Source organism: Acidimicrobiales bacterium (genome assembly GCA_040219085.1).
GTDB lineage: Bacteria > Actinomycetota > Acidimicrobiia > Acidimicrobiales > JAVJTC01 > JAVJTC01.
The window spans coordinates 24,399-51,305 of sequence record JAVJTC010000041.1; the positions used below are offsets into that span (position 1 = coordinate 24,399).

Here is a 26,907-nt window from a genome sequence, read left to right on the forward strand (position 1 = left end):
AAGAGGGGAAGTTCACCGCATGAAGCGATCAGCTCTTTGGAAACTCATCGCCGTATTTCTCGCGCTGGCGCTCGTCGCCGCCGCCTGCGGCGATGACGATGACGACACCGCATCGGGCGACGACGGCACTGCCGCCGATGACGGCGGAGACGAGGAACCGGCGCCGGCGGTCCCCGCGACCCCGATCGACCAGCGGTTCGTCGACATGGACTTCTCGGGTCTCACGCTCAACGTGCTGACGCCGGAGACCGCGTCCGAGGCCAGTGGCTTCTTCCAGGGCCTCCTGCCCTTCATCGAAGCCACCGGTGTCGGCATCAACCTGAACTCGACGCGCGATGCCACGACCGTGTTGAACCTCGCACTCGAGGGTGGCGATCCGCCTGACATCGTGGCGATCCCCCAGCCGGGCCGTCTCATCGAGTTCTGCACCAACGGCGACGCCATCGCGATTCCCGACGACGTGCTCGCACGTCTCCAGCCGCAGTTCACCGACGCTTGGTGGGCACTGGGCGCCTCCGAGGACGGGTCCACCTTCTGTGGCATTCCCGAGAAGGCCGACACGAAGAGCCTCGTCTGGTACAACACCGCACTGTTCGCCGACAACGGCTGGGAGGTCCCGACGACCTGGGCCGAGATGGAGACCCTCATCGAGGACGTCACGGCCGAGGGGATCGCTCCCTTCTGCATCGGCATCGAGTCCTCCGACGCCACCGGCTGGCCCTTCACCGACTGGATGGAGGACTTCATGTTGCGCCTCCACGGACCCGAGGTCTACGACCAGTGGGTCAGCCACGAGATCCCGTTCAACGACCCCAGGGTGCTCGAGGTTGCCGAGTTCATCGGCGACATCTGGTTCACCGAGGGCAACGTCTTCGGCGGCCGGGCCAACATCGCCACCACGAACTTCCGTGATGTCGCCGTGCCGCACATCAACGGCGAATGCGCGATGCACCGCCAGGCGAGCTTCGCCGGGGCGTTCTACACCGAGAACGGTGCGACGATCGGCCCCGACGGCGATGTCAGCGTCTTCTACCTGCCGCCGGTCGGTGACGAGTACGGGACCCCGGTGCTGTCCGCGGGCGTGCTGTTCGCCGCATTCAACGACAAGCCCGAGACGGTCGCGATGCTCGAGTTCCTGGGAACGACGACGCACCAGGAGGCCAGGTTCATCGCGCAGGGCGGTGGTTACTTCTCGCCGAACCTCGAGTTCAACAACGCCTTGTTGGCTCCCATCGAGATTGAGATCCTCGACATCTTGTTCGGTGGAAGCGCGGTCCGCTTCGACGGCTCGGACAACATGCCCGGTGAGGTCGGGTCAGGTTCGTTCTGGCGTGAGGGCACCGACTACGTGTCCGGTGTGATCACCGCCCAGGAGTTCGTCGACAACGTCGAGGACTCCTGGCCGAGCCAGTAGGCCCGCAGCGTTGTATCTCAGGGTGGGCCGGGCAGCGCCCGGCCCACCCTGAGTAGTCTCATGAGGTTCCCGCCGGCGCGGATCGCTGCGGTGGGAACCTGAAGCATCACATCGATTCTCGGAGTACCGGGGGGTGCCGAGGTGGGGATGATCAGTAGTTCGCTCCGTTGTGACGACGGCCCGAGCGGGGGGACGCACCGATGACGGCCACTGCGGTGCCGGAGGCGCCACCGTCGAGGCCGACGAAGGACCGGGAGCCGCTGGCTTTCGCGACTGTCGCCAAGTGGTTCGGTTGGGTGGTCACCGCCGCCGTCGTCATCTTGTTGATCATCGGAGCGTTCACCTCCGACCCCATCCGCAAGATGTGGTATTCGATCGTGATCGGCGTCGGCGCGGCCGCCGCCCTGTTCATCGGGTACAACAAGATTCTCGACCAGAGCCGGGCACGGTGGCCCCTGATCCCCGCCGGCCTGGGGGCGATGGTCGGCCTCGTCGTCGGCGCGGCGCTCCAGCACAACGGCTGGTTCCCGCCCGACGCTCTCGGCATCCTGTTGGGGGGTCTCGTCGGGTTCGTCGTCGGCTACGGCCTGGGTATGGCCCTGACGCCCGACCTGGCCGGTCGTGTCAGGTGGGAGCAGCGACTGCGACCGATCGGGTTCGTCGGTCCGGCGGTCATGTTCGTGCTCGTCTTCCTCATCATCCCGAGCTTCCGGACCATCGTGCTCTCCTTCAAGGGCGGACGGCGCGGTGAGGGTTCGCTCACCCTCGACCAGTACCGCAACGTCCTCGGTGACGACACCTTCTTCAGCGTCGACGGCTTCACGAACATCTTCACGAGTCGACTGTTCATCGTGGGCGTCTTCGCCCTGGTCTTCGCGGTCGTCGCAGCGTGGGCGAGCACCCAGAAGTTCCTCGGGACCGACCAGGCCCGCAATGCGACCAACATCATGCGGGTCCTCGGCGGCGCGGTCGTCGTGATGGTCGCTCTGGCGATCATCGGCTTCTTCGAGGCGGTCTTCCGTGAGCCGAACGAGTCAGACATCGTCGATGTACTGACCAAGGTGGTGTCGAGCACGGCGTCGTTGATCGTCGTGCTCGTCGCTGCGGCTCTGGTGCTCGCACTGTTCATCCTCGGCCGGTCGCGCGGTAGCACCGCAGACCTGGACTGGGGTACACCCAGCTCGTCGCTCGTCGCGATCCTCGGTGTGATCCTGTTGCTCTTCGCGGTTCTCTCGACGATGCAGGCGGTCATCTGGAACAACCTCTGGTGGGTCGTCACGGTTGCGGGACTGTCGACTGTGCTCGGGCTGCTGCTCGCGATCCTCGCCGACCGGTCGTCGTCGGAGAAGTGGGCCAAGACGATGATCTTCATGCCCATGGCCATCTCCATGGTCGGAGCAGCCGTGATCTGGGACTTCATGTACACGCGTTCGCCCGGCGATGACCAGCTCGGTCTGCTCAATGCCATCATCCAGGGCCTGGGGTTCTCGCCGGCGGGGTTCTTCAACGACGGGCTCCAGGCGCCGTGGAACAACATCTGGATCATGATCATCATGATCTGGATCCAGGCGGGCTTCGCGATGGTGGTCCTGTCGGCGGCCATCAAGTCGGTGCCCGACGACCTCCTCGAGGCCGCCCGCGTCGACGGGGCGACCGAGATCCAGGTGTTCTGGCGGATCGTCATCCCCCAGATCCGCCCGACGATCCTCGTCGTGCTCACCACCCTGATCATCATCGTCATGAAGGTGTACGACCTCGTGAAGGCCACGACGAACGGCCGGGCCGGCACGGAGGTCTTCGCCAACGCGATGTTCAACGAGCTGCGAAATCCGAACTTCCCGAAGTCGGCGGTGTTCGCGGTCACCATCTTCGTGTTGACGCTGCCCGTGATGGTCTACAACATCCGCCGGACCCAGAAGGAGGTCGCCTGACATGGCCGCTCCGACCGTAAAAGCGCCCCCGGGTTCCGTGTCCAGCCCGCTGGGCGACCCCCGTCAACCAGTCGGTCTGCGGATGCGGCGACTCATGGGTTCGTTGCCCAACTGGGTCCTGTGGACGATCGTCGTGCTCTGGACGATCCCGACGTTCGGCCTGTTCGTCTCGTCGTTCCGCCAGGTGGAGGACATCAACACGAGTGGCTGGTGGGAGGCGCTCAACCCCGCCCAGTGGACGGACTTCACGATCCAGAACTACCGCGACGTGTTCGAGGACCGTGCCGGCGTCAGCTCCCTCAGCGACAGCTTCCTGAACTCGGTTGCGATCGTGATTCCGGCGACGATCATCCCGATCGCCGTCGCGGCGTTCGCCGCCTACGGGTTCGCCTGGATCGACTTCAAGGGACGGAACTGGTTCTTCATCTTCATCGTGTCGATGCTGGCACTGCCCAACCAGATGACCTTCATCCCGCTGATCCAGTTCTTCCAGAACGGTGCGCACCTCACCCTCTTCGACCAGACCTTCACCCTGTTCCCCGAGACCGGGCTCGCGAACACGGCTGCATCGGTGTGGCTGACCCACACCGCATTCGGCCTCCCGCTGGCTCTGTTCCTCTTGCACAACTACATCTCACAGTTGCCCAAGGACATCTTCGAAGCGGCGAGAATCGACGGCGCCGACCACTTCACCATCTTCTGGAGACTCGTCCTGCCGCTCTCGCGCCCGGCGCTTGCGGCCTTCGCCGTGTTCCAGTTCCTTTGGACCTGGAACGATCTGCTCGTCGCCCAGGTGTTCCTCAACACGAACGAACCGCTGACGGTGACCCTGGTCAACCTGACCGGTCAGTTCGGTGACGACTTCCAGTTGCTGTTCCCGGCGGCCTTCATCATCACGATCGTGCCACTGATCGTGTTCTTCTCGATGCAGAAGCACTTCGTGCGTGGCCTGCTGGCCGGCTCGGTGAAGGGCTGAGCACCCGACGCGTCGAAGATCGCGATGCGATGTGGCCAGGGGACGGTGGCGTGAGCGTCACCGTCCCCCTGCGCGTACCGTTACCCGTCGAGGACCTCGGCCAGGGTCACGGGGCGTCCCTGTTCGATGGAGCGGTGCGCAGCTTCCCCCATGGCCACGGACCACAGGCCATCGGCCAGCGTGACCTCGGGCCGCGCGCCCGAGCGGACCGCGTCGGCGAATCCCTCGAGCTCTCTGGGGCCGCCCTCGAGGATCGCGGTCGTGAAGCGGGCGAGCTCGAGGAAGCTCGAACCGTGATGGTCCCCGGCGACCTTGACGGTCTCGTCGGTGACGGTGAACTCCTCGACCTCGCCTATCCAGTGTTCGCCCCGCCTTCCGATACGGACGGTGGACTCGGGGATGAGGGCCTCGACCTTGCCCTTGTCGCCGACGACGACGACCTCCTCCTGGTTCTTGGTGGCGTCCGCGAACATGCACAGGTCGAGCATCGCCCGCACGCCGCCCTCGAAGTCCACGATGACGAAGGCGTTGTCCAACATGTCGGAGGCGGGCCCGGTCTCGTCGCTCACGAGATGGTTCACGTCGTGACCGCCCGAGGCGTAGACGCTCACGGGGTCGGTGCCGATGATCACGCGCATGAGGTCGAAGAAGTGACAGCACTTCTCGACGAGTGTTCCGCCGGTGTTGGCCGTCGACCGGTTCCAGTCACCGATCTTCGACAGGAAGGGGAAGCGGTGCTCGCGGATGGCCACCATGCGTGTCTCGCCGACAGTTCCGGCCCGTACCTCCTCGATGAGGCGGGCGACAGGGGGCATGTAGCGGTACTCGAGGCCGACCCAGACCATCCCGGGGGCATCCTCGGCTGCAGCCATCACCGTCCGGCAGCCTTCAACCGTCGTGCACAACGGCTTCTCGACCAGCACGGGAAGCCCGCTCGCGACCACGTCGACCATGACGTCGGCGTGGGTGTGGTTCGGTGTGGCGACGACGACGGCGTCGCACAGCCCCGACGACAACAGTTCGCGGTGGTCCTCGAAGGTGGTGAGCGGGCCGGCCCAGGCCTCGGTAGCGCTGCTGCGCGAGGGTCCGTGAGGGTCAGACACCGCGGTGACCGTGGCCCCGTCGAGACCCGCGATGTTGTGGAGGTGTTCGATCCCCATCATCCCGACGCCGATGATTCCGAACCTGATGTCGCTCAACGGTCCCCCCGGACTCGCTCAAATGACCCTGGGGTAGGTTACGTCCATGGGTGACTCTCTCGTAACAGCAGACCCGCGAATGATCGGTGATCTCTCCATCGGCCCCCTCGCATTCGGTTGTTGGCGCTTCACCGATCCCGACGTCGCCACGGCGCGTCACCTCGTCGAGACGGCACTCGAGGCGGGGATGAACCTCGTCGACACCGCCGATGTGTACGGCCTCGACTACGGAGGGGAAGGGTTCGGCCACAGCGAGTCGATCCTCGGTGAGGTGCTCGCCGACGCCCCGCACCTGCGTGACCGGATGGTCCTCGCCACGAAGGGGGGGATAGCGCCGCCCGTGCCCTACGACTCGTCCGCCTCGTACCTGACCGAGGCGTGCGACGCGTCACTACGCCGGCTCGGAGTCGACGTGATCGATCTCTATCAGATCCACCGGCCGGACCTGTTCACGCATCCGTCCGAGGTTGCCGGCGCCCTCGCCGCGCTGCGCGACGCGGGCAAGATCCGCCACGTCGGCGTCTCCAACTTCACGCCCTACCAGTACGACGCCCTGCGCGCCCACCTGCCGTTCCCGCTCGTCACGACCCAGCCCGAGATGTCGGCGCTGCACCTGGACCCGATCCGGGACGGAACCCTCGACGCGGCGATGCGCGACGGTGTCACGCCGCTCGCATGGAGCGCCCTGGGCGGTGGTCGACTCGCCACAGGCGAGGGCGTTCGTGTCGAGCTGCTCACCGTGCTGGACCGGCTCGCGGCGCGTGAGGGAGTCGACAGGGCGGCCATCGCGACGGCGTTCGTGCTCGCGCATCCGTCGAAGCCCGTCGTGATCGTCGGATCCCAGACCCCGGCCCGCATCAGCGCCGCCGGTGCGGCACTCGGTGTGGGCCTCGACCGCAACGACGTCTACGCCGTCATCGAAGCCTCCGAGGGGGTACCACTGCCATGAGCGGACCTGTCGAGATCGCCTGGTTCTCGGCGCTCTGCGACGACGACTACGAGTTCCTCGGTGTGCCGGACCCCGCATTGCGGTCGTCGTGGCCGCACTGCCGTGACATCGTCGCCACCGCCGACCGCAACGGACTCGACAACGTCCTGTTGCCCTCGGGCTACACGCTCGGTATCGACTCGACGGCCTTCGCCGCCGCGATCGCGACCCACACCGACCAGATCAATCTCCTGCTCGCCGTGCGGATGGGCGAGATGTGGCTTCCCCAGCTGGCCCGCCAGCTCGCGACCATCGACCAGATGGCCGGTGGACGCCTCACGATCAACATCATCTCGAGCGACATCCCCGGTGAGACCCTCGACTCCGAGCCGCGCTACCAGCGCACGCGCGAGTGGATGCAGGTCCTACGGATGCTCCTCGACGGTGAGTCCGTCGACTTCCACGGCCAGTTCGTCGACCTGACCCTGGATCCGCCCGGTGCCCGCACGGTGTCAGGGAAGTGCCCGCCTTTCTACTTCGGAGGATTCTCCGAGCCGGCCAAGGAGACCGCCGCCGCGGCCTGCGACGTCTTCCTGACGTGGCCGGACCGTGTGGTCGCCGTGGGAGAGACCGTGAAGGACATGCGCGCACGCGCCGAGCGTCATGGTCGGACACTGCGGTACGGGCTGCGGAGCCACGTGATCGTGCGTGAGACCGAAACGGAGGCCCGGGCGGCCGCGGACCGCCTGATGAGCCGGCTCGACCTCGACGAGGGCGAAAAGATCCGCCAGCGCTCGTTGGATACGGCCTCGGCGGGCGTCCAGCGGCAGGTGGCGTTGCGCGCGGACGCAGACGACGCCGGTTACGCCGAGGAAAATCTCTGGACCGGCATCGGCAAGGCCCGCAGCGGCGCGGGTGCGGCGATCGTCGGCGATCCGGATCAGGTGGTGGCCAAGCTCGAGGCGTACCGCGACGTCGGGATCGACGCGTTCGTCCTGTCGGGGTACCCCCACATCGACGAGTGCGAGCTGTTCGCCCGCCACGTCCTTCCCCGCATCGACCACGCGCGGATCCACGGCGCCTGAACCCCGGCGCCGGGGCGGTCGAGCGGCGCTGTGGGTCGATCCGTTCAGTCGCGGATGGCGAGTCCCGTCTCGGGGTCGAAGAAGTGGGCGTGCTCGACGAACACGGCGACCTCGATGTCGTCGCCCACCTTGGCCTTCGTCTCGGGGTCGAAACGTGCGGCCACCCGACTGGGGTGGTGGGTCTTGACGTCGGCGTAGCCGCCGAGTTCCGAGCTGATCATGTCCTCGGGGAGGTCGAGCGCCTCGGCCTCGATGATCGGGGTGGCGTCGAGCTCGAAGTGCATGATGACTTCGAATCCGAGGGCTTCACGGTTGGTGATCGTCGAACGGAACCGGCGGTCCGGCGGCGTGTCCGGGTACAGCGCGGCATCGTTGAGATCCTTGGGGCGCAGCCCCACCGCGACGGGCTTGCCGAGGTACTCACGCAGCCGTGGCCGCTTGGCCAGGGTCTCGCGGGGGATCGACAGCGTGTGGGAGCCGAGGCCGAGGCGAAGGTCGTCGTCGCCCTCGTCGACGAGGACGCCCTGCATCAGGTTCATGGAGGGGGAGCCGATGAACGCGGCGACGAAGAGATTGTCGGGCTCGTCGAAGAGCTTCTGGGGTGGGTCGACCTGCTGGAGCACGCCGGCCTTGATGACCGCGACGCGATCGGCCATCGTCATCGCCTCGACCTGGTCGTGGGTGACGTAGAAGGTCGTCACGCCGAGCTCGGCCTGGATTCGGGTCACCTCGGCGCGCATCTGGACGCGCAGCTTGGCATCGAGGTTGGAGAGAGGCTCGTCGAGGAGGAACACCTCCGGTGAGCGCACGATGGCGCGTCCCATCGCGACGCGCTGGCGTTGACCGCCCGATAGCTGTGCAGGCTTGCGGTCCAGCAGCGGATCCAGCTCGAGGGTGCGCGCCGCGGCCATCACCCGGTCGTCGATCTCGGCCTTGGGCACCTTGGCGAGCTTGAGCGCGAACGCGACGTTGTCGTAGACGGTCATGTGGGGGTACAGCGCGTAGTTCTGGAAGACCATGGCGATGTCACGGTCCTTGGGCTGGAGCTCGTTGACGACCCGGTCACCGATGGTGAGCGTTCCGCCGGTGATCTCCTCGAGGCCGGCGATCATCCGCAACGTGGTGGACTTGCCACAGCCCGACGGGCCGACCATGACGAGGAACTCGCCGTCGGTGATCTCAAGGTTGAGATCCGTGACGGCCTTGAAGCCGTTCGGGTACTGCTTCTCGACGCCCTCGAGCAGGACCTGTCCCATTGAAACCCCCCGGTTCCTCCGTCGCTGCCGCGACGATCTCGGTTTCTCCGACGCCGGGCGCCGGATTGCAAGCGCTTACACTAGCCGTTCGTCGGACCCGATGGCGAGGTCGGGCCGTCGCCAGCTTGCCATTTTCAGTGCCCGGTCGATAGTCCCGATCGACTTCGCAGGCGCCGACGCTGCGATACCGTCCGCACGTGGACGAGATGGAGACTGTGACGTGAAGGCCGTCAGGTCGCGCGAAGGCGAGATCGTGACCGTGGAGACCGACCGTCCCCACGGCGACGGCGTGCGGGTACGAATGGCCTCCGCCGGCGTGTGCGGATCCGATCTGCACATGCACGACCTGGGCCTTCTCCCGCCAGACGTGACGATCGGCCATGAGGTCGCCGGCTTCCTCGCCGACGGCCGCGCCGTCGCCGTCGAACCGATCACCGGCTGCGGCGTGTGTCCCCAATGCCTCGAGGGTCGTCACAACATCTGCAAGTCGGCGGGAGCGGGAGTCCTCGGATTCGGTCGCAACGGGGGTATGGCCGAAGAGGTCCTCGTCGATGCGAGCCAGATCGTCCCGTTGGCCTCGGGCCTCGACGTCACCACGGCTTCGCTGGTGGAACCTCTCGGCGTCGCGGTCCACGCCCTGCGGATGGTCGACGCACGCCCACCACAGCGGATCCTCGTCATCGGAGCCGGGCCGATCGGCCTGTGCGCGCTCGCCGTCGCGCGTCACGTCGGTCTGGAGTGTGCGATCGTCACCCGCCACGACGCGCAGCAGCGCGCCGCGGAGATGCTGGGTGCGTCGCCGGCCACCGACGAGCCCTATGACCTGGTCATCGAGGCCGCCGGCTCCAAGAGCGCACTCGCCGACGCGGTGGCCCGGTGCCGGCGGGGCGGCACCGTCGTGCTCCTCGGGATGTACTGGGGGACCATCGAAGCGCCCGGCATCGCCGTGTGCCTGCGTGAGATCAGCATCGTCCCGGCCGCCATGTACGGCGTCGGACCGACGGGTCGCGACATCGACGCCGCCGCCGCGGTCCTCGCCACCCACCCCGTGATCGCCGATGCACTGATCACCCACAGGTTCCCGCTCGATGCATCGGCGGAGGCCTTCGCGGCCGCCGCCGACCGCGTCGGCGGGGCGATCAAGGTCGTCTTCTCAGCGGAGGCGACGTGACCCGCGCCACGGAGGCACGATGAAATCGATCACAGCCGACCTCACCGACGGCTACCGCGTCGAGATCCGCGGCGAGGGCCACACCTGGCTCGCCGACGAACCGCTCGACGCGGGGGGTTCCGATACGGGGCCGACCCCCTATGAGATGTTGCTCGGCTCCCTCGCCGCATGTACCTGCATCACGCTGTCGATGTACGCGCGCCGCAAGGGTTGGGCACTCGCCTCCATCTCGGTGCGCTACGAGTACGAGAAGATCCACGCCAACGACTGCGAGTTCTGCGACGAGGACGAGGATGGCTTCATCGACACCGTCTCGAGCCAGATCTTCATCGAAGGGGACTTCGACGAGGAGGCGCGTGCCCGTCTCGCCGAGGTCGCGGTCCGGTGCCCGGTGCACAAGACGCTCGAAGCGGGTATCCACTTCGACGACGAGGTCATCGTCGGGTGAGTGTCCGATGAGCATTGCCGGTCCGATGAGCATTGCCGGTCCGATGAGTACGGCCCCGTCGGCCAGGGTGGGGCGGGCGTGATCAGGATCTGTTTCGTCTGCCTCGGCAACATCTGCCGCTCGCCGACGGCGGAGGCGGTGATGGCCGCACTCGTCGACGCCGAGGGACTCGACGATCGGATCGCCGTCGACTCGGCCGGGACGAGCGGCTGGCACGTCGGCGAACCGCCGGATCCCAGGTCGACCGCCGAAGCCGCACGACGCGGTGTCACGATGCGCAGCACCGCCCGCACCTTTCAGGCATGGGACTTCGACGATTTCGACCTGGTCGTCGCGATGGACGGACGCAACAGGGCCGACCTCGTCGACCTCGCACCCGACGAGGCTTCGGTCGCCAAGATCCACATGCTGCGCGACTTCGATCCCGACCACGACCCGGGCGCACCCACCCCCGACGTCCCCGACCCCTACCAGGGCGGACCGGACGGCTTCACCGCCGTCTTCGACATGGTCGACGCCGCCTGCCGGGGACTGCTCGCCGAGCTGCGCCCCCGGCTGTGACCGTCGACGACCGCGGGGAACTGGTGGCCGCCGTCGAAGCCGAGTTGGGCGTCGAGGTGCGCGCCGCCGGCCCGGTCACCGGCGGCGACATCAACGATGCTTGGCGGTTCGAGACGACCGCGCACGGCGCCCTGTTCGTGAAGACGCGCAGTGACGCTCCCCATGGGTTCTATGCCGCCGAGGCGGCAGGGTTGGAATGGCTCGGCGAAGCCGACGCGCTCACCGTCCCCGACGTGGTCGGCGTCGGTGACGGTGAGGTGAGGTTCCTCGCGCTGTCATGGGTGGACAGCGCCCTGCCGGCGGTGGATCACGACGAGGTCCTCGGCCGTGGTCTCGCCCGACTCCACCTCGCGGGGGCCGACTCGTTCGGATTGCGCGGCGGCGGATTCGCCGGCTCACTGCAGCTGCCGAACACCCCGTGCGACACCTGGTCGGAGTTCTATGCCACCTGCCGGCTGGAGCCGTTGGTGGCGTTGTGCGCCGACGCCGGGGTCCTCCCCGCCTCGACGGTGGCCCGCGTCGAGGCCGTCATCGGACGTCTCGATGCCCTCGTGGGTCCCTTCGAACGGCCGGCACGTCTGCACGGTGACCTGTGGGCGGGCAACGTGATGACCGGTGCGGGCGGTCACCCCGTGCTCGTGGACCCGGCCGCCTACGGCGGCCACCGTGAGGTCGATCTCGCGATGATGCGACTCTTCGGCGGCTTCTCCCCGGCGGTGTTCGATGCCTACGACGAGGCCTGGCCGCTCGCGGCCGACGCCCGCCGACGGGTCCCCCTGTGGCAACTCGCACCGCTGCTGGTGCACGCCCGGCTCTTCAGCGGCGGTTACGGCGCGTCCGTCGATGCGGCTGCGCGTGCCTGTCTGTGATCTGAGCGTCCCGGTCACCACTGCGGGATTGGCGCCCGGGCGGTCGGCTCCGTAGGTTCGTCTGCCGTGTCCGATGCCACCAGATCCGCCATGCCGACCGCCGAGGTTCACGACACCGAACCGGGGCTGGCCCTTCACGGCCACGTCGGCCTCGTCATGCGACGCGAGGGGAACGGACAGATCTCCGCGTGGATCCCGGTGCGGCCGGACCTGGCGCCTGGCGGCCGCATGCCGCTCGGAACGATCGGGTTCGTGTGCGACGTGGTGGGTGGCCACGTGGCAGGGCTCGCGGTCGTCCCGAAGTGGGTGGTCACGACCGATCTCGACGTCCGGCGCGTCGGTGGCGCTCATGTCACCGGTCCGCTGTGGATCTCGGGTTCGGTCGTCCGGGCGGGCCGCACGAGCGTGGTCGCGGCGATGGAGGTCCGCGATGTGGGCGCCGGTGGGCGCCTGGTGGCTGTCGCTTCGGTTGCTTCGACACCTCTCGACGCGAACTTCGAACCGTTCGCTGCGCAGCAGGCCGACGGCGTCGCGCTCGGCAACGGTCCGGAGCCCGACTCGCCACCGCCCTTCCAGGAGTTCCTCGGTCTGGTCGCCCATGGTGACTCGCTCGTTTTCGACATGCCCCCTCTGGCGCGCAACCCGTGGGGGGTGATGCACGGTGGTGCCGTCGTGGAGGCCATCGCTGCGGTCGGGGCATCAGCGGCGAGGCGTGGGTTGGGTGACGAGGCCGTTCTCACGGCCCTTCACACGCGCTTCGTCAACGGGGCCCGTGTCGGTCCTTTCGAGGTGAATGCGCATGCGGCCGGTCCGGTGGTGGCGTCCACCTCGGGTCCCGTGCGCGTCGAGGTGACCGACCGCGGAGCGGATCGCACCGTCGCGACGGGCGTGGTCGAGGCCAGGGCACCCGTTCGTGGTGTGGATGATGTGGCCCATGAGGAAGTCACAGACGGTTGAGTCTCCGTTAGGACCGATCTCACCGACGCGCCACATGGGCGTGGTCGCGTCGCCTTCGTGACAGCGACGATCGTCTCGGCCCCTCCCGGACGGCGACAGCGCTTCGAGGACCGCTGGCGGCGGAAGCCGCTGGTCGTCCCACTCACCGTCCTCACCGCCGCCTCCATGGCGGCGTTTCCTCTTTTTCCCCTCCTCAGGCACATCCCGGTCGTCTTGATCGCCATCAACCCGAATGCCGTGCTGCTCGTGTGGTCCGCGCCACGGCTCGCTCTGCCGATCTTCGTGCTCGTCGCGACGGTGCGCCTGTGCGTCGCGGACCCGTGGAACTACGCACTCGGTCTCCGCTACGGGTGCCGTGCCCGTGACAGGGTCGAGTCCACGCGGTGGGGGCCGTGGCTCGTGCGGGTCATCGGTGTGGAGCGGGTCGCCTGCGCGATCGCCGTGTTCGTCAGGCCGAGCCGGACCCCGCTCGCGTGGGCCGGGTCGCTGAAGATGAGCCCCAGGGTGGTCGGCCTCCTCGATGTGGCCGGGACCGTCGTCTACGTCGTCCTGTTGCACCGCGGGATGAGTCTGTTCTCCTAGGCGGAGGCCGCCCGTGAACCACAATCAGCGGCGCTACTCGGCGTAGCCGATGAGGTGGGGTGAGGCCCCGAGGTCGATGAACAGGCCCTCGGCCTCGGCACACAACGTCTCACCCGCTCGCAACGACCCGACCGTGGTGACCTTGCGACCGTCGACGGAGCGAACCGTCGCCTCCAGGGTGACCTCGGTGTCGAGCGGGGTGGGAGCCCGGTAGGTGATGTCCAATCGGGCGGTCGGCGCCGGGTGGCCGAGCGTCATGATGTTGGCCACCGTCAGCACGGCGTCGAAGGTCGCGGCGACCATCCCACCGTGCAGCACGCCCGGAGGTCCCTCCCACGGGTTCGCGAACACGGCGGTCGCGAAGACGAACGGGTCCTCCCACCGACACCTGACAGGTGGGGCCGTCGGGTTGTAGGTGCCGACGACCGCGTCGTACTGGAACAGGTCGGCGGGATCGTCCACGTCGAAGGTCTCGAAGCGACGCCGGGTTCCCGTCGCCGGCGTCGCGTCCTCGAGTCGGTCCGCGAGGGCGTGGGCGTCGCGCGCGATCACCGCGGTGATGTCTGCGTCGGCGGTGTTGCGACACGTCAGGTCCACCAGGCGGCGCACCGCTGACGTCAGGTCCGCGAGTTCGGCCTCCCGGCCGGCGATGTCGGGATGGGGACTGGGTCGGGGACCCGGCGGTGCGCTCACGTCGAGCCCGACGGGTCCCAGGCTCTGCGGTCGGCCACGACCGCTCCCGGGTTGAGTATCCCGTCCGGGTCTAGAGCGGCCTTGATCCGCGCCATGGTGTCGACCGCCACCGCATCGCCGCGCCGTTGGAGTTCACCGACGCGTAGGCGACCGATGCCGTGTTCCGCGCTGAACGACCCACCGAGGTCGGCGGCAACGTCGAAGACGACGCCCGTCAGCTCGCCTTCGCGCGCGCTCGGGGGGCCGGTGCGGGTCGCCGAGAGCAGGTTGACGTGGAGGTTCCCATCGCCGAGGTGACCGAACGCCGAGATGGCGACGTCCGCGTCGGTGGCGGCGAGTGCCTCGCCGCACCGTGCGACGAAGGGCGCGATCGCGGACACCGGCACGCTCACGTCGTGCTTGAGGGCACCGCCGGCGTGCTTCTCGGCCTCGGGAACCGCCTCCCGTGCCGCCCACATCTCGTTCCTCGCCGCCTCGTCGGGAGCGACCACCGCGTCGGTGATCTCGCCCGCCTCGGCCGCCTCGGCGAGCACTGCCATCAACAGATCGGTGAGCGACTGGAGGGGTCCGCGCGAATCGACCTCGATGAGCACGGCGTCGCTGCCGGCGAACGGCACGCGGGTGTCGGGCAGCTCTTCTGCGACGAGGAGCGAGGACACAGCCGACACCCACTCGAACGCGCTGAGCCGCCCGTCGGTCGCCGCGCGCAGCCTGGTGTGGAGCGCGACGGCGGCGGCGACGTCGGGGACCGCCGCGACGGCGGTGACGACGGCGGTCGGCCGGGGGAACAGAGCGACGGTCGCCGCGGTGATGATGCCGAGGGTCCCCTCGCTGCCGACGAACAGCTCGCTCAGCGCGTAGCCGGTGTTGTCCTTGCGCAGCCCACGGAGGTCATCGAGGACGCGGCCGTCTGCCAGGACCACCTCCACACCGCGCGTGAGGTCTCTCGCCATGCCGTACCGCAGGACGTTCGTCCCTCCCGCGTTCGTCGCGAGGGCGCCGCCGAGCGTCGCCGTCGCGTCGGCGCCGAAGCGCAGCGGGAAGAGCCTGTCGTGGCGTGCGGCGATGTCGCCCACCTCCGCGACCGACAGCCCACACTCGACGGTGAGAGTGTCGTCTGCGGTGTCCACCTTGCGGACGGTCCGCATCCGGCCAATGTCGACCACGACGGTGTCCGCCGACTGGGGGGTGGCACCCCCGCACAGGCCCGTGTTGCCGCCCTGGGCCACCACCGGCACGCCCCTCCTGGCGCACGCCGCGACCACCGCGGCCACCTCGGCCGTCGAGCCTGGTCGCACGAGGCAGCGGGCGCTCCCCTGGTAGCGGCGGCGCTCGTCGACGAGGCGCGGCGCCAGTTCCGCCTCGTCGGTCACGACCCGGCTGGCGCCGACGATGTCGCGGATGTCGTCGAGGAAGTCGCCAGTCACGGCCGATGATCGTAGACGAGGCCCACCCAGTCGCCGGCAGCGAGCCGATGCCTCTCGGTGAGTCCGAGCGCGTCCTGTACCTGTGGGGCCTGGTTCTCGAGGACGCCCGTGATGACGAGGACGCCTCCATGACGCGTCGCCGCGGCGAGGTTCGCCGCACACGCCGTGATCGCGGGGACCAACATGTTCGCAACGACGACGTCGAAATCACCGCGGACCGCCGTCACCGTTCCCAGCACGCAGTCCACACGTCTGGCAACGCCGTTGCGGGCCGCGTTGGCCCTGGTCGCCGCCACGGCCTCGGGGTCGACGTCGAGAGCGGTGCACCGGGCGCCGCCAACCGCGGCCGCCACGGCGAGGACGCCGCTGCCGCATCCGACGTCGAGGAGTCTGACGCCGGGTCCGACGAGCGGGCCCAGCGCTTCGAGTGCGAGCCGGGTCGTCGGGTGATGCCCGCTCCCGAACGCCCGGGCGGGGTCGATCGCGACCGCCCCGTCGACGGTGACGTCGAGTTCGGGACGATGGATCGTCCAGGGGCCGATCCGGACAGGTGGCAGGCCTTCGAGCCATGAGCCCGACGCGGCCTCGTCCGTGTCGATGGGGGTTCGCCGCCATCCGAGTGGCGTGGGTCCCGGCGGGGCGACATCGGTCGTGAGGCGGACCGTCGACCCGCGCTCCTCGATCACGACGGCCGTCGCTCCCGCCCGCCAGAGCTGATCTGCGGCGTCATCGGCGTCGTCGGCGGGCACGACCAGCGACCAGAGTCGAGCACCGTGTCCGGGCGGCGGGGCGTTCACGACCTCCATCGTCGCGGCTCGCGGTGGGTGCGCACCCGCGCCCGTCAGCCGTGCGACCCGCCGAGGTCGTCACGTCGCGGTGGAGAGGTACGTTCGGGTCATGTCAGCCGTCACGAACCCGGGCACGTTGCGTGGTGCGTGCTGCCGCCGTTCGGGCGCGTACCGGTGACCTCGCCGACGGAGCCGGCGCGCTGTCCGGTGTGTGACCATCCGGTCGGGTCGGTCGACCGGTTCTGCGCACGCTGCGGCCACGACCTTTCCGCCGGCTTCGTCCCGCTCGTCGGCGAGGAGACGGGATCCGATGAGTTGGCCACGGCCGAAGCCTCGGTCGGCCCCCCGAGGCCGCTCGTCGTGGGCGTCGCCGCCGCCGTCGTCCTCGTCGTGGTCCTCGTCGCCGTCACCTGGCTGACCGGAACAGACGATCCGATGCCCGAGCAGGCCGAGCCCGCGCCTGCCCCGACGGGGGGTGTGGACACGGGGGACGCAGCGACGGAACCGGGTGTCGCGCAGGAGGGGCCGCGCCGCACCGAGATCCGGCCGGGACCCACGCCGGAGCCGCCGATGCTCGGCGAGGAGTCCGGGCTGATGGTCGTGATACGGGCCGAGGAGGGGATCCTCGTCGTCGACCTCGACACGGGCGAGCGGGTGGTGATCGACGAGCCTGACATCACCCGGGACGAACCGACGGTGCTGTCGACCATGGCGCTCTTCGAGTCGGAACTGTGGACGACCACGGCCGACGGCCTCAGGGCCTTCGATCTCCGCGACGACGTCGTCGAGGTCGTCCAGGGATCCAGCGCAGGTCCCCTCGACGGCCCCGCCGCGGACGACGTCGTGGGCTTCGGTGTCCCGACCCCTTCGGCGGGCCCCGGCGTCGTTGTCGCCCTGGCCGACGGTTCGTTTCTCGTGGACCTGGTTCCGGGTGGGGAGCCCGTTCCCTTCCTGGCGCCCGTCGGCTTCGAGGTTTTCGGCGCCCATCGCGCAGGAGTGGTCCTCACGCACCCCGAGATCGGTGGTGCGTGGCTGCTCGGGGCCGCCGAGCAGCCACGCAGGATCACGACTGCATTGCCGCTGGCCGTCTCCGCCGGTGGGGTACTCGTGCTCGACTGCGACGACGACCTGATCTGCTCCTTCGACGTGGTCGACGTCGAGTCGGGGGAGACGGTCCGGTCCGTGGGGGCGGAGACGACGCCGACACTTCCCGAGGTCGGTACGGCCTCGCTGCTCGCACCCGACGGATCCGCCTGGCTACTCACCGGTCAGGGCACCACCGAGCAGGTCGTCGACCTCGACACCGGACAGACCATCCCCGGTCTCGTGACCGGGGTCGTCACGGCGGCGGCGTTCTCCCCCGACTCGCGCTGGCTCTTCCTCGCCGGCGACGGCGCGGACCGGGCCCTGCTCACGGCTCTGCCGGTGGACTTCAGTCTTCCTCAGCGCACGATCGCCACCGAGGTCGCCCTCGGCGCGGCGACCGAGATCCTGGTCTTCGAACGGCCCGACTTGGCCTAGGGTGCGCCCATGCTCGAACCCTTCCCGACCGACTGGGCCCGTGCGATCGCCGTGGTCGCCCACCCCGACGACCTCGAGTACGGCGCGGCATCCGCCATCGCCCGCTGGGTCTCGGAGGGTCGCGACATCCGTTACGTCCTGGTGACCTCCGGCGAGGCCGGGATCAGCGGGCGCCATCCCGACGAGGTGGGACCGCTCCGTGAAGAGGAGGAGCGCCGGTCGGCGGCTGTCGTCGGGGTCGATGTCGTGGACTTCCTCGGCTTTCCCGACGGGCGGGTCGAGGCGGACCTGGCCCTGCGACGCTCCCTCGCGCTGGCCATCCGCCGTCATCGGCCCGACGTGGCCATCTCGATCAACCGGCGCGAGTCGTGGGGCGGTCCGAGCTGGAACCACCCCGACCACCGGGCCACGGGGCTCGCGCTCCTGGACGCCGCCCGGGACGCCGCCAACCCGTGGGCCTTTCCCGATCTGGACGGACCGGGCATTCCCGGGCCGTGGGACGGCCTGAAGGTGGTGGCCTTCAACGCCTCGCCAGAGGCCAGCCACTACGTCGACGTGACGGACCACATCGACGCAGGCGTGGCCTCCCTTCGTGAGCACCACCTCTATCTGGAGGCTCTTGGCGACGCGGCTCCCGATCCGGACGAGTTCCTCCGGGGAAACGCCGAGCGCGTCGGGAAGGAAGCCGGATGTGAGCTGGCCGTCTCGTTCGAGGTGGTCTTCGTCGGCTGACCTACGATCGGGGTCGTGAGTACCGCAGACGACCTCTTCGACATCGACGTCGACGTCCCCGACCGCGAGCAGTGGCTCGCCGAGGTCGGGTCCGCCGTGAAGGGCAGGCCCTACAGGTCCCTCGTCACGACGCTGCCCGACGGGATCGACGTCGCACCGCTCTACACCGGGGCAGATTCACCCGACCCCTCGGCCGCTGGGCTGCCGGGGGCGGCGCCGTTCGTACGCGGCGCGACGGCGACGGGAGCTCTGGTGGCCGGCTTCGACCTCCGCCAGGGCCACGTACTCGACGACCCGGCCGTGACGAACGCGGAGATCCTCGACGATCTCGAAGGTGGGGCGACGAGCATCTCGCTGCGCCTGCTGCGCCCGCCCACCGTGGACGATCTCGACGACGCGCTGGCCGGTGTCCTGCTCGATCTGGCGCCCGTGGCGCTCGAACCGGGACCGTGGTTCGCCGAGGCCGGTCGTGCCCTCGCGGATCTGCTCGGGCGTCGGGGGCTGGACCCGGCCGTGACGACGGGTGCTCTCGGCGCCGACCCTGTCGGCGCGCTCGCCCGCCATGGTGCACTGTCAGCCGATCTCGACGACTCCATTGCCGCGCTGGCTGCGCTGGCCGACGTCGCCGGGGAATGGCCGGGAGTGTCCGTTGCCGTCGCCGACGGCTCGGTCTGGGCCGACGCCGGCGCGACGCCCGCGACCGAGGTGGCTCTCACCCTCGCCACCGCCGCCGCCTACCTGCGGGCACTGGAATCGGCCGGCGTCGAGCCGGGCCGGGCCGGTCGCCTGATCGCCGTCACGCTGACGGCCGACGTCGACCAGTTCACGACGATCGCCAAGCTCCGCTCCGCCCGGTACTGCTGGGCTCGGATGCTGACGGCGAGTGGGGTGCCCACGGCTGACATCGAGCCCGTCGTCGGCGCCGTGACGGCTGCCGCAATGGTGACCCGGGTGGATCCGTGGGTGAACCTGCTGCGCACCACGGTCGCCACCTTCGCTGCCATGGCAGGGGGAGCCACGTCTGTCACGGTGCGCCCATTCGACGCCGCGATCGGCCGGCCGTCCGAACTCGGTCGGCGGCTCGCCCGCAACATCGCCCACCTGCTCTCCGAGGAGTCCGGGCTGACCCACGTCGTCGATCCCGCCGGAGGGTCCTGGTACGTCGAGTCGCTCACCACCGAACTGGCCGCCGCGGCATGGGAACGACTGGGTGAGATCGACTCATCGGGTGGCGTCGCCGCTGCGCTCACGTCGGGCCGTGTCGCCGCTCTGCTCGACGAACAGTGGCAGTCCACACTGGCCACTCTCGCCACCCGGCGACGTCCGCTGACGGGGGTGTCGGAGTTCCCTCTCGTCGACGAGGAACAACTCGAGCGTGAACCCTTCGCCGTCGCCGAGGTCCCTTCCGGTGGTGCCACGGTCGACCCGCTTGCGGTCCACCGCCTCGCCGAACCGTTCGAGGCCCTGCGGGTGGCTTCCGACCACCACCTCGACAGCACCGGCGCCCGACCGTCGGTCTTCCTGGCCAACTTGGGACCGCTCGCCGAGCACACCACCCGCTCGACGTTCGCGACCAACACTTTCGGCGTCGCAGGCATCGCAACCATCGACGCCGGTGGTCACGACGACGACGCATCACTCGTCGCCGCGTGGCGTGCCAGCGGCACGGCCGGAGCGGTGATCTGCTCCTCCGACGACGTGTACGCGCAGCGGGCGCAGAGCGCCGCGAGCGCGCTGCACGAGGCCGGATGCGCCGCAATCTGGCTGGCCGGCAAGCCCGGCGACGACGCCGCTGCGCTGAGAGAGGCCGGCGTGGTCGGCTTCGTGCACCTCGGGGTGGACCTGCTCGCCGTACTGGGTGACGCCCTCGACCGACTGGGAGTGCAGCGATGACGGTCCCCGCAGACTTCTCGACAGTCCCCCTCACCGACGGCCCGGCCCCTGCCGGCGACATCGATGCCTGGCGCCGCGATGTGGTCGCATCGCTCGGCAAGGACCCTGAGACCCTCGGTCACGAGACGCCCGAGGGCATCGTCGTCGATCCCCTCTACGGCCCCGACGACACGGCGGGCCTCACCTTCCCCCAGACCTGGCCCGGCCTCGCCCCGTTCGTCCGTGGCCCCTACGCCACGATGTACCGCACCCGCCCCTGGACGATCCGTCAGTACGCCGGATTCTCCACTGCCGAGGAGTCCAACGCGTTCTACCGACGCAACCTCGCGGCGGGCCAACGTGGCCTGTCGGTCGCCTTCGACCTGGCCACCCACCGCGGCTACGACTCGGACCATCCCCGCGTTGCCGGCGACGTCGGCATGGCCGGCGTGGCGATCGACTCGATCTACGACATGCGGACGCTCTTCGACGGCATCCCGCTGGACGAGATGAGCGTCTCGATGACCATGAATGGCGCCGTACTGCCCGTCCTGGCGCTCTACATCGTCGCAGCCGAGGAACAGGGTGTGTCGGCGGAGAAGCTGACCGGGACCATCCAGAACGACATCCTCAAGGAGTTCATGGTCCGCAACACCTACATCTACCCGCCCGACCCCTCCATGCGGATCGTGTCGGACATCTTCGCGTTCACCTCCACCGAGATGCCCCGCTTCAACTCGATCTCGATCTCCGGCTACCACATGCAGGAGGCCGGTGCGACGGCGGACCTCGAGCTCGGCTACACGCTGGCTGACGGCGTCGAGTACATCCGCTGCGGCATCGAGGCCGGCCTCGACATCGACGCCTTCGCCCCGCGGCTCAGCTTCTTCTGGGGCGTCGGGATGAACTTCTTCATGGAGGTCGCCAAGCTGCGCGCGGCCAGGCTGCTGTGGGCACAGCTGGTGGCGCAGTTCGATCCGCAGAACCCGAAATCGCAGTCGCTGCGTACCCACTGCCAGACGTCGGGGTGGAGCCTGACCGCTCAGGACGCGTTCAACAACGCCGCCCGGACCTGCATCGAGGCGATGGCCGCGACCCAGGGCCACACGCAGTCGCTGCACACGAACTCCTTCGACGAGGCACTCGCCCTCCCCACCGACTTCAGCGCACGCATCTCACGCAACACCCAGCTGATGCTCCAACACGAGGCCGGGACCACGCGGGTCATCGACCCGTGGGGCGGAAGCTGGTACGTCGAGAAGCTCACCTCGCAGCTCGCGGCCGCCGCCATGGTCCACATCCGCGAGATCGAGGAGGCCGGAGGGATGGCCTCGGCCATCTCCGCGGGCATCCCGAAGCTCCGTATCGAGGAGGCGGCCGCCCGTACCCAGGCCCGTATCGACTCCGGCCGCCAGGCCGTCATCGGCGTGAACACGTTCCGCCCCGACGGTGGTGACGACTTCGACGTCCGGGCGGTGGACAACGCGGGTGTGCGTGCCGAGCAGATCGCGAAACTCGAGCGGCTGCGGGCCGAGCGTGACACCGACCGTGTGCGTGGGGCGCTGGCTGCGCTGACGAAGGTGGCCGAGACGGGGGAGGGGAACCTCCTCGCGGCATCGGTCGAGGCCGCGCGGGCGTACGCGACCGTGGGAGAGATCAGTGACGCGCTCGAGGCCGTCTGGGGGCGTCACGTCGCGGAGATCCGTACCATCTCGGGCGTGTACTCCAGTGAGGTGGGTGACGACGCGACGGTCCACGACGTGCGCGAGCGGGTCGCGGCCTTCGCCGCGGACCACGGACGACGCCCGCGGATCCTCGTCGCCAAGATGGGCCAGGACGGCCACGACCGGGGCCAGAAGGTCATCGCCACAGCGTTCGCCGACCTCGGTTTCGACGTCGACATCGGTCCGCTGTTCCAGACACCCGCGGAGGCGGCGCGCCAGGCCGTGGAGAACGACGTGCATGTCGTGGGTGCCTCCTCGCTCGCGGCGGGGCACCTGACCCTCGTCCCCGAGCTGCGGGCCGAACTCGACGCCCTGGGCCGTTCCGACATCGCGATCGTCGTCGGTGGGGTCATCCCGCCGGCCGATCACGAGCCCCTGCTCGCTGCGGGAGCCGCTGCGATCTTCCCGCCCGGGACGGTCATCGCCACCGCGGCCGCCGAGCTGCTCGACACGCTCGACGGGGCGGGAACCTCCGCGGGGTGACCACCGCCGCCGACTACGTCGACGGCGTCCTCGCCGGGGACCGGACCTGGATCGGCCGGGCGATCACGCTGGTCGAGAGCACCCGGGCCGATCACCGTCAGCTCGCGTCGGAGGTGTTGGCCGGTCTGGTCACCCACTCCGGTGACGCCCACCGGGTGGGGATCACCGGCGTGCCCGGTGTCGGCAAGAGCACGTTCATCGACGCCCTCGGTTCGCAGCTGACCGGGGCGGGTCACCGGGTCGCGGTGCTCGCCGTGGACCCGTCGAGCACGGTCAGCGGCGGTTCGATCCTCGGCGACAAGACCCGCATGGCCCGACTGTCCGTCGACCCGGCTGCGTTCATCCGGCCGTCACCTGCAGCGGGAACGCTCGGCGGGGTCACCCGGACCACCCGCGAGACGATGGTCGTGCTCGAGGCGGCGGGTCACGACGTGGTTCTGGTGGAGACCGTGGGCGTCGGCCAGTCCGAGACCGTCGTAGCGTCGATGGTCGACATGTTCTGCGTGCTCGCACTACCCGGGGCCGGTGACGAGTTGCAGGGGATCAAGAAGGGCGTGCTCGAGCTCGCGGACATGATCGCGGTCAACAAGGCCGACGGTCCCGGTGTCACAGCCGCTCGTCAGGCGGTGCGGGACTACCGTGCCGCCCTGCGCCTGCTGCGCCCCACCTCACCCTCGTGGGACCCGCCCGTACTGGCGTGTTCGGCGCTGACCGGTGACGGCCTCGACGACTTCTGGGAGACCGTCGAACGCCACCGTGAGACTCTGACCGGGACAGGGGAGTTCGACGAGCGCCGCCGGCGTCAGCAGCTCCAGTGGATGTGGTCGATGGTGGAGGACCGCCTCGTCGAGCGCCTCCGTGCGGACCCGGCGGTCGCAGCGGTCGTCGCCCGGGTCGAGCCCGGGGTCATGGAGGGGACGAAGGCCGCATCGGTTGCAGCCGAGGAGATTCTCTCCGCCTTTGCCGGTGACGGCGCCGGGGGTGGCGTTACCGGCCACGGCGCGGCCCCCGGGGGCTAGCGCCGGGAGCGGCCATCTGAACGGCCCGGGTGCCCGGCTACGGTGCCGGACGTGTCGACATGGCTGATCGTCGTGGTCGTGATCGTGGCCCCGCTGGTGGCGCTGGCGGCCTACGACCTCGTCCAGACACGCCATGCGATTCTGCGGAACTTCCCGCTGGTCGGCCATCTCCGGTATCTGCTCGAACGCGTCGGTCCCGAACTACGCCAGTACATCGTCACCGACAACGACGAGGAACGTCCGTTCAGTCGCGACCAGCGGCGCTACGTCTACGCCTCGTCGAAGCTCGAGAACAGCTACTTCGGGTTCGGCACCGACAATCGTCTCGAGGAGGCGTCCGGGTACGTCGTGATCCGCCAGTCGGCGCTTCCCCACGCTGGTCACAGCGAGGGCCTCCACGACCTGCCGTGCGCCAAGGTTCTGGGGGAGGCGAACGGGCGCCCCGGAGCGTTCCGTCCCGGCTCCGTCGTCAACGTGTCGGCGATGAGCTTCGGCTCGCTCAGCGGTGCCGCCGTGGAGGCCCTCAACCGCGGTGCAGCGATCGGGGGGTTTCTCCACAACACCGGCGAGGGCGGCATCGCCGAGCACCACCTTCACGGTGGGGACCTCGTCTACCAGCTCGGCACCGGGTACTTCGGGTCTCGCGGTCCCGACGGCGCTTTCGAGATGGACCGCCTGCTCGAGACCATCGAGGGGCGTCCCGTCAGGGCGATAGAGATCAAGCTCAGCCAGGGCGCCAAGCCCGGTCTCGGAGGTGTGTTGCCGGCGGCGAAGGTGACCGACGAGATCGCACGATGCCGGGGAGTCCCCGCCGGGGTGACGGTCGTGAGCCCCAACGCGCACACCGCGTTCGGCGACGTGGGTGGGCTGGTCGACTTCGTCGAGGGCATCGCCGCGGCCACGGGTCTGCCCGTCGGCATCAAGTCCGCCGTCGGTGAGCGGGATTTCTGGATCGAACTGGCCGACACGATGGCCACACGCCGGGCGGGGCCGGACTTCGTCACGATCGACGGCGGGGAGGGCGGAACCGGTGCCGCCCCGCTGGTCTTCGCGGATCACGTGGCGCTCCCTCTGCGGCTCGGGCTGGCCGAGGTCTTCGGTGTCTTCGCCGCGCGGGATCTGACCGAGCGGGTGGTCTTCGTCGCATCGGGCAAGCTCGGATTCGCCCAGGAGGCGCTGGTTGCGATGGCTCTCGGCGCGGACTGCATCAACGTCGCCCGAGAGGCCATGCTCGCAATCGGCTGCATCCAGGCACAGCGCTGCCACACCGGGCACTGCCCCACCGGCGTGGCGACGCAGGGACGCTGGCTGTCACGGGGGCTCGACCCGACGTCGAAGGCCGATCGGGTAGCCAACTACGTCGCAGCGTTGCGCCACGACATGTTGCGTCTGGCATGGGCGTGCGGGGTGAGCCATCCCGCTCTCGTCGATCCGGACCGCATCGAGTTGCTGGACGGACTCGACCGGACGACCCCGCTCCTGGAGCGTTACCGCCACGAAGGCGCCTGGCACGCCGTCGATTCCGACACCCGACGCCGCATCGACGACCTCATGGCCTGAGGCATGGCCTGAGGCGAAGGCCGCACGTCGTGAGGTGAAGGCTGCCCTCGGCACGAGTTCCGTCATGAAGTGTCTCGATGAGACAGCTAGGCTCCGCGCGTGACGCTCCCGCCCGAGGTCGACTCGTCGAAGCCACGTCGTCGCGCCGAACCACCGAAGGTCGGGCCCTCGGCCGCTCTCGATCCCGACGGGGACGAACGGGCGGTTTCGCCCCTCAGCGTCACCGCAGCCGCCGCTGGCGTCGCGCTCTTCTCCATCAGCCCGGCGCTGATAGCGGGCGCCGAGATCAACGGACTGGCTGTCGGTTTCTGGCGGGTCTGGTTCGCCTGTGCCGGGATGGCGGTCATCGCCGCGGTCCGTGGGCAGCTGCGGCCGGGTGTGATCGGGGTGACGATGCTTCCCGGGCTGGCCTTCGGAGCGAGTACGGCCCTGTTCTTCACCGCGGTGCAGATGACGAGCGTGGCCAACGCCACGCTGATCGGGGTTCTCCAGCCGTTGCCGCTGCTGATCGCGGGGCGCCTGTTCTTCAGGGAGAGGGCCAGTCTCCGGGACGCCTCGTGGATCGCGGTGGCGATCGCGGGGGCGGGCGTCATGGTCCTGTCCGCACGATCGGCCGAGACCGGCGACATCGTCGGCGATCTGCTCGCCGCAGCGTCTCTCGTGACGATGGCCGTCTACTTCTCATCGGCGAAGAAGGCCCGCACCACGACGGGCACGCTCGCCTTCATGGTCGGCCTGTGGGCCTGGGCGGGCGTGGCGATGACGCCGATCCTGTTCATCTCGGGTGAACAGATCCTGCCCGACGCCGGTTCGGACTGGACGCGGATCGCGCTCATCGCCGCCATTCCCGGGGCCGGCCACGCCCTCACCAACTACTCACACGAGGGCGTGCCGCTCGCACTGGTCGGTGTCCTGCAGCTGTTCACGCCCGTCGGGTCCTCGCTGCTCGCCTGGTGGCTCCTCGACCAGTCGGTGACGATCTGGCAGGTCGTCGGCATCGTGGTCGTGGTTGTCGCACTCAGTCTCTACACGCTTCAGCGCTCAGCCGAGCCGAAGAAGGCTCCAGCGGAACCGGAGGGAGGCTGAGCGCCGCGGCTGGTCCCCGTCGGTCGGTTCAGCCCTTCTCCGCGTGGGCCTTGACGTTCGCCAGGGTCTGATCCATGGCCGCCTGGGCCCGCTTGCCGAGGAAGAGCGGCCACATCGCCATGTTGAGTGGGCGGGCGAACCACTTCGGGGTCAGCACAAGGGTCTGGGTGAGTCGGGTGCCTCCGTCCACGGGCGCCAGATCCGTCGTCAGTTCGAAGTTCATGGCGGCGTCGGTGCCGGTGTGGACCTGGCGGGTCATCGGCTCGAATGTGGTGACCGTCCAGGTGCTCTCGCCTTTGAACGGCTTGATCCCGCCGTACTCGCGGTAGGTCGAGCCGAGTCCGAACTCGCCATCGGGGACCTCGATCATCCGATCGGTGACGACGACGTGGTCCGGGTAGCCGGCGGGATCACCCAGCATCTCCCAGATTCGTTCCGGACCGGTTCCGATGACGATCGACGACGTGACTGTCGGCATGGTTGCCGTCCCCTCGGTTGTGAACGCGTGTCCTCATCATCGCCGATCAGTGGCGGCCGTGTGCTGGAAACGGTCCGGTCTGGCGGCGACGCCCGCCCTCCGGTGCGCCGTCGATAGGGTCGGCGCGTCCGAGCGGCGAATGGGAGG

At 69.1% G+C, this 26,907-nt stretch carries 24 protein-coding genes; 18 read left to right on the top strand and 6 right to left on the bottom strand.

Annotated elements, in window-relative coordinates; all coding sequences use genetic code 11:
* Window positions 1-19 precede the first annotated feature (19 nt).
* The 3 genes from RIE08_17230 to RIE08_17240 all read left to right on the top strand — a co-directional run bounded on the left by RIE08_17230 (window position 20) and on the right by RIE08_17240 (window position 4,321).
* Window positions 20-1,414, top strand: a complete 1,395-nt coding sequence (locus tag RIE08_17230) for an ABC transporter substrate-binding protein (GenBank protein ID MEQ8719353.1) — start codon at window positions 20-22, stop codon at window positions 1,412-1,414.
* Between the two features lie 200 nt (window positions 1,415-1,614).
* A complete protein-coding gene (locus tag RIE08_17235) occupies window positions 1,615-3,345 on the top strand; it encodes a sugar ABC transporter permease (GenBank protein ID MEQ8719354.1) in 1,731 nt (576 codons plus the stop codon).
* Window position 3,346: 1 nt separating this feature from the next.
* Window positions 3,347-4,321 (top strand): carbohydrate ABC transporter permease, encoded by a 975-nt coding sequence (locus tag RIE08_17240; protein MEQ8719355.1) that lies wholly within the window; start codon window positions 3,347-3,349, stop codon window positions 4,319-4,321.
* A gap of 80 nt (window positions 4,322-4,401) precedes the next feature.
* Here the strand turns inward: RIE08_17240 and RIE08_17245 are convergent, their stop codons facing one another.
* Window positions 4,402-5,520 (bottom strand): Gfo/Idh/MocA family oxidoreductase, encoded by a 1,119-nt coding sequence (locus tag RIE08_17245; protein ID MEQ8719356.1) that lies wholly within the window; start codon window positions 5,518-5,520, stop codon window positions 4,402-4,404.
* A 46-nt stretch (window positions 5,521-5,566) separates the two neighbouring features.
* Between RIE08_17245 and RIE08_17250 the strand changes: the two genes are divergently transcribed.
* On the top strand, window positions 5,567-6,469 hold the full coding sequence (locus tag RIE08_17250) for an aldo/keto reductase (protein MEQ8719357.1): 903 nt from the start codon (window positions 5,567-5,569) through the stop codon (window positions 6,467-6,469).
* Window positions 6,466-7,533 (top strand): LLM class flavin-dependent oxidoreductase, encoded by a 1,068-nt coding sequence (locus RIE08_17255; GenBank protein MEQ8719358.1) that lies wholly within the window; start codon window positions 6,466-6,468, stop codon window positions 7,531-7,533. The genes RIE08_17250 and RIE08_17255 overlap by 4 nt, the downstream gene beginning before the upstream one ends.
* 44 nt (window positions 7,534-7,577) lie before the next feature.
* Here the strand turns inward: RIE08_17255 and ugpC are convergent, their stop codons facing one another.
* Window positions 7,578-8,789 carry a sn-glycerol-3-phosphate ABC transporter ATP-binding protein UgpC gene (ugpC, locus tag RIE08_17260; protein MEQ8719359.1) on the bottom strand — a complete coding sequence of 404 codons (1,212 nt, stop codon included), beginning with the start codon at window positions 8,787-8,789 and terminating at the stop codon, window positions 7,578-7,580.
* 220 nt (window positions 8,790-9,009) lie between these two features.
* On the opposite strand from ugpC, the gene RIE08_17265 reads away from it, so the two are divergent.
* From RIE08_17265 to RIE08_17290, 6 genes are all read left to right on the top strand, one after another.
* The gene (locus RIE08_17265; protein MEQ8719360.1) at window positions 9,010-9,960 is read left to right on the top strand and encodes an alcohol dehydrogenase catalytic domain-containing protein; all 951 of its coding nucleotides are present in this window, start codon (window positions 9,010-9,012) and stop codon (window positions 9,958-9,960) included.
* A gap of 19 nt (window positions 9,961-9,979) precedes the next feature.
* A complete protein-coding gene (locus RIE08_17270; GenBank protein ID MEQ8719361.1) occupies window positions 9,980-10,408 on the top strand; it encodes an OsmC family protein in 429 nt (142 codons plus the stop codon).
* Complete coding sequence (locus RIE08_17275; GenBank protein MEQ8719362.1) at window positions 10,409-10,969, top strand: low molecular weight protein-tyrosine-phosphatase; 561 nt, start codon at window positions 10,409-10,411, stop codon at window positions 10,967-10,969.
* A complete protein-coding gene (locus RIE08_17280; protein ID MEQ8719363.1) occupies window positions 10,966-11,838 on the top strand; it encodes a fructosamine kinase family protein in 873 nt (290 codons plus the stop codon). Before RIE08_17275 ends, RIE08_17280 begins: the two co-directional genes overlap by 4 nt.
* A gap of 66 nt (window positions 11,839-11,904) precedes the next feature.
* On the top strand, window positions 11,905-12,795 hold the full coding sequence (locus RIE08_17285; protein ID MEQ8719364.1) for a PaaI family thioesterase: 891 nt from the start codon (window positions 11,905-11,907) through the stop codon (window positions 12,793-12,795).
* Window positions 12,796-12,852: 57 nt separating this feature from the next.
* Complete coding sequence (locus RIE08_17290) at window positions 12,853-13,377, top strand: hypothetical protein (GenBank protein MEQ8719365.1); 525 nt, start codon at window positions 12,853-12,855, stop codon at window positions 13,375-13,377.
* A 33-nt stretch (window positions 13,378-13,410) separates the two neighbouring features.
* Here the strand turns inward: RIE08_17290 and RIE08_17295 are convergent, their stop codons facing one another.
* The 3 genes from RIE08_17295 to RIE08_17305 are packed head-to-tail and all read right to left on the bottom strand — an operon-like array spanning window position 13,411 to window position 16,294.
* A complete protein-coding gene (locus RIE08_17295) occupies window positions 13,411-14,070 on the bottom strand; it encodes a PaaI family thioesterase (GenBank protein MEQ8719366.1) in 660 nt (219 codons plus the stop codon).
* Window positions 14,067-15,497, bottom strand: coding sequence for an FAD-binding oxidoreductase (locus tag RIE08_17300; GenBank protein MEQ8719367.1), 1,431 nt, complete (start codon window positions 15,495-15,497; stop codon window positions 14,067-14,069). The genes RIE08_17295 and RIE08_17300 overlap by 4 nt, the downstream gene beginning before the upstream one ends.
* The gene (locus RIE08_17305) at window positions 15,494-16,294 is read right to left on the bottom strand and encodes a 50S ribosomal protein L11 methyltransferase (protein MEQ8719368.1); all 801 of its coding nucleotides are present in this window, start codon (window positions 16,292-16,294) and stop codon (window positions 15,494-15,496) included. The genes RIE08_17300 and RIE08_17305 overlap by 4 nt, the downstream gene beginning before the upstream one ends.
* Window positions 16,295-16,459: 165 nt before the next feature.
* On the opposite strand from RIE08_17305, the gene RIE08_17310 reads away from it, so the two are divergent.
* From RIE08_17310 to RIE08_17340, 7 genes are all read left to right on the top strand, one after another.
* A complete protein-coding gene (locus RIE08_17310) occupies window positions 16,460-17,806 on the top strand; it encodes a zinc ribbon domain-containing protein (protein MEQ8719369.1) in 1,347 nt (448 codons plus the stop codon).
* A 9-nt stretch (window positions 17,807-17,815) separates the two neighbouring features.
* Window positions 17,816-18,538 carry a PIG-L deacetylase family protein gene (locus RIE08_17315; GenBank protein MEQ8719370.1) on the top strand — a complete coding sequence of 241 codons (723 nt, stop codon included), beginning with the start codon at window positions 17,816-17,818 and terminating at the stop codon, window positions 18,536-18,538.
* Between the two features lie 15 nt (window positions 18,539-18,553).
* Complete coding sequence (locus RIE08_17320) at window positions 18,554-20,431, top strand: methylmalonyl-CoA mutase family protein (protein ID MEQ8719371.1); 1,878 nt, start codon at window positions 18,554-18,556, stop codon at window positions 20,429-20,431.
* Window positions 20,428-22,617 (top strand): methylmalonyl-CoA mutase, encoded by a 2,190-nt coding sequence (gene scpA, locus RIE08_17325; protein MEQ8719372.1) that lies wholly within the window; start codon window positions 20,428-20,430, stop codon window positions 22,615-22,617. Before RIE08_17320 ends, scpA begins: the two co-directional genes overlap by 4 nt.
* Window positions 22,614-23,636, top strand: a complete 1,023-nt coding sequence (gene meaB / locus RIE08_17330; GenBank protein MEQ8719373.1) for a methylmalonyl Co-A mutase-associated GTPase MeaB — start codon at window positions 22,614-22,616, stop codon at window positions 23,634-23,636. The genes scpA and meaB overlap by 4 nt, the downstream gene beginning before the upstream one ends.
* 51 nt (window positions 23,637-23,687) lie before the next feature.
* The gene (locus RIE08_17335) at window positions 23,688-25,196 is read left to right on the top strand and encodes an FMN-binding glutamate synthase family protein (GenBank protein ID MEQ8719374.1); all 1,509 of its coding nucleotides are present in this window, start codon (window positions 23,688-23,690) and stop codon (window positions 25,194-25,196) included.
* 99 nt (window positions 25,197-25,295) lie between these two features.
* On the top strand, window positions 25,296-26,282 hold the full coding sequence (locus tag RIE08_17340; GenBank protein ID MEQ8719375.1) for a DMT family transporter: 987 nt from the start codon (window positions 25,296-25,298) through the stop codon (window positions 26,280-26,282).
* A gap of 28 nt (window positions 26,283-26,310) precedes the next feature.
* Here RIE08_17340 and RIE08_17345 read toward each other — a convergent pair whose 3' ends face one another.
* Window positions 26,311-26,760, bottom strand: coding sequence for an SRPBCC family protein (locus tag RIE08_17345; GenBank protein ID MEQ8719376.1), 450 nt, complete (start codon window positions 26,758-26,760; stop codon window positions 26,311-26,313).
* Between the last annotated feature and the right edge of the window lie 147 nt (window positions 26,761-26,907).

Excerpts from the sequence above, each read along its gene's own strand:
- RIE08_17270 (MEQ8719361.1), top strand. The coding sequence starts at position 9,980 with ATGAAATCGATCACAGCCGACCTCACCGACGGCTACCGCGTCGAGATC.
- RIE08_17315 (MEQ8719370.1), top strand. The coding sequence starts at position 17,816 with ATGCTCGAACCCTTCCCGACCGACTGGGCCCGTGCGATCGCCGTGGTC.
- ugpC (MEQ8719359.1), bottom strand. The coding sequence starts at position 8,789 with ATGGGACAGGTCCTGCTCGAGGGCGTCGAGAAGCAGTACCCGAACGGC.
- RIE08_17345 (MEQ8719376.1), bottom strand. The coding sequence starts at position 26,760 with ATGCCGACAGTCACGTCGTCGATCGTCATCGGAACCGGTCCGGAACGA.
- RIE08_17235 (MEQ8719354.1), top strand. The coding sequence starts at position 1,615 with ATGACGGCCACTGCGGTGCCGGAGGCGCCACCGTCGAGGCCGACGAAG.
- RIE08_17250 (MEQ8719357.1), top strand. The coding sequence starts at position 5,567 with ATGGGTGACTCTCTCGTAACAGCAGACCCGCGAATGATCGGTGATCTC.
- scpA (MEQ8719372.1), top strand. The coding sequence starts at position 20,428 with ATGACGGTCCCCGCAGACTTCTCGACAGTCCCCCTCACCGACGGCCCG.
- RIE08_17230 (MEQ8719353.1), top strand. The coding sequence starts at position 20 with ATGAAGCGATCAGCTCTTTGGAAACTCATCGCCGTATTTCTCGCGCTG.
- RIE08_17255 (MEQ8719358.1), top strand. The coding sequence starts at position 6,466 with ATGAGCGGACCTGTCGAGATCGCCTGGTTCTCGGCGCTCTGCGACGAC.
- RIE08_17240 (MEQ8719355.1), top strand. The coding sequence starts at position 3,347 with ATGGCCGCTCCGACCGTAAAAGCGCCCCCGGGTTCCGTGTCCAGCCCG.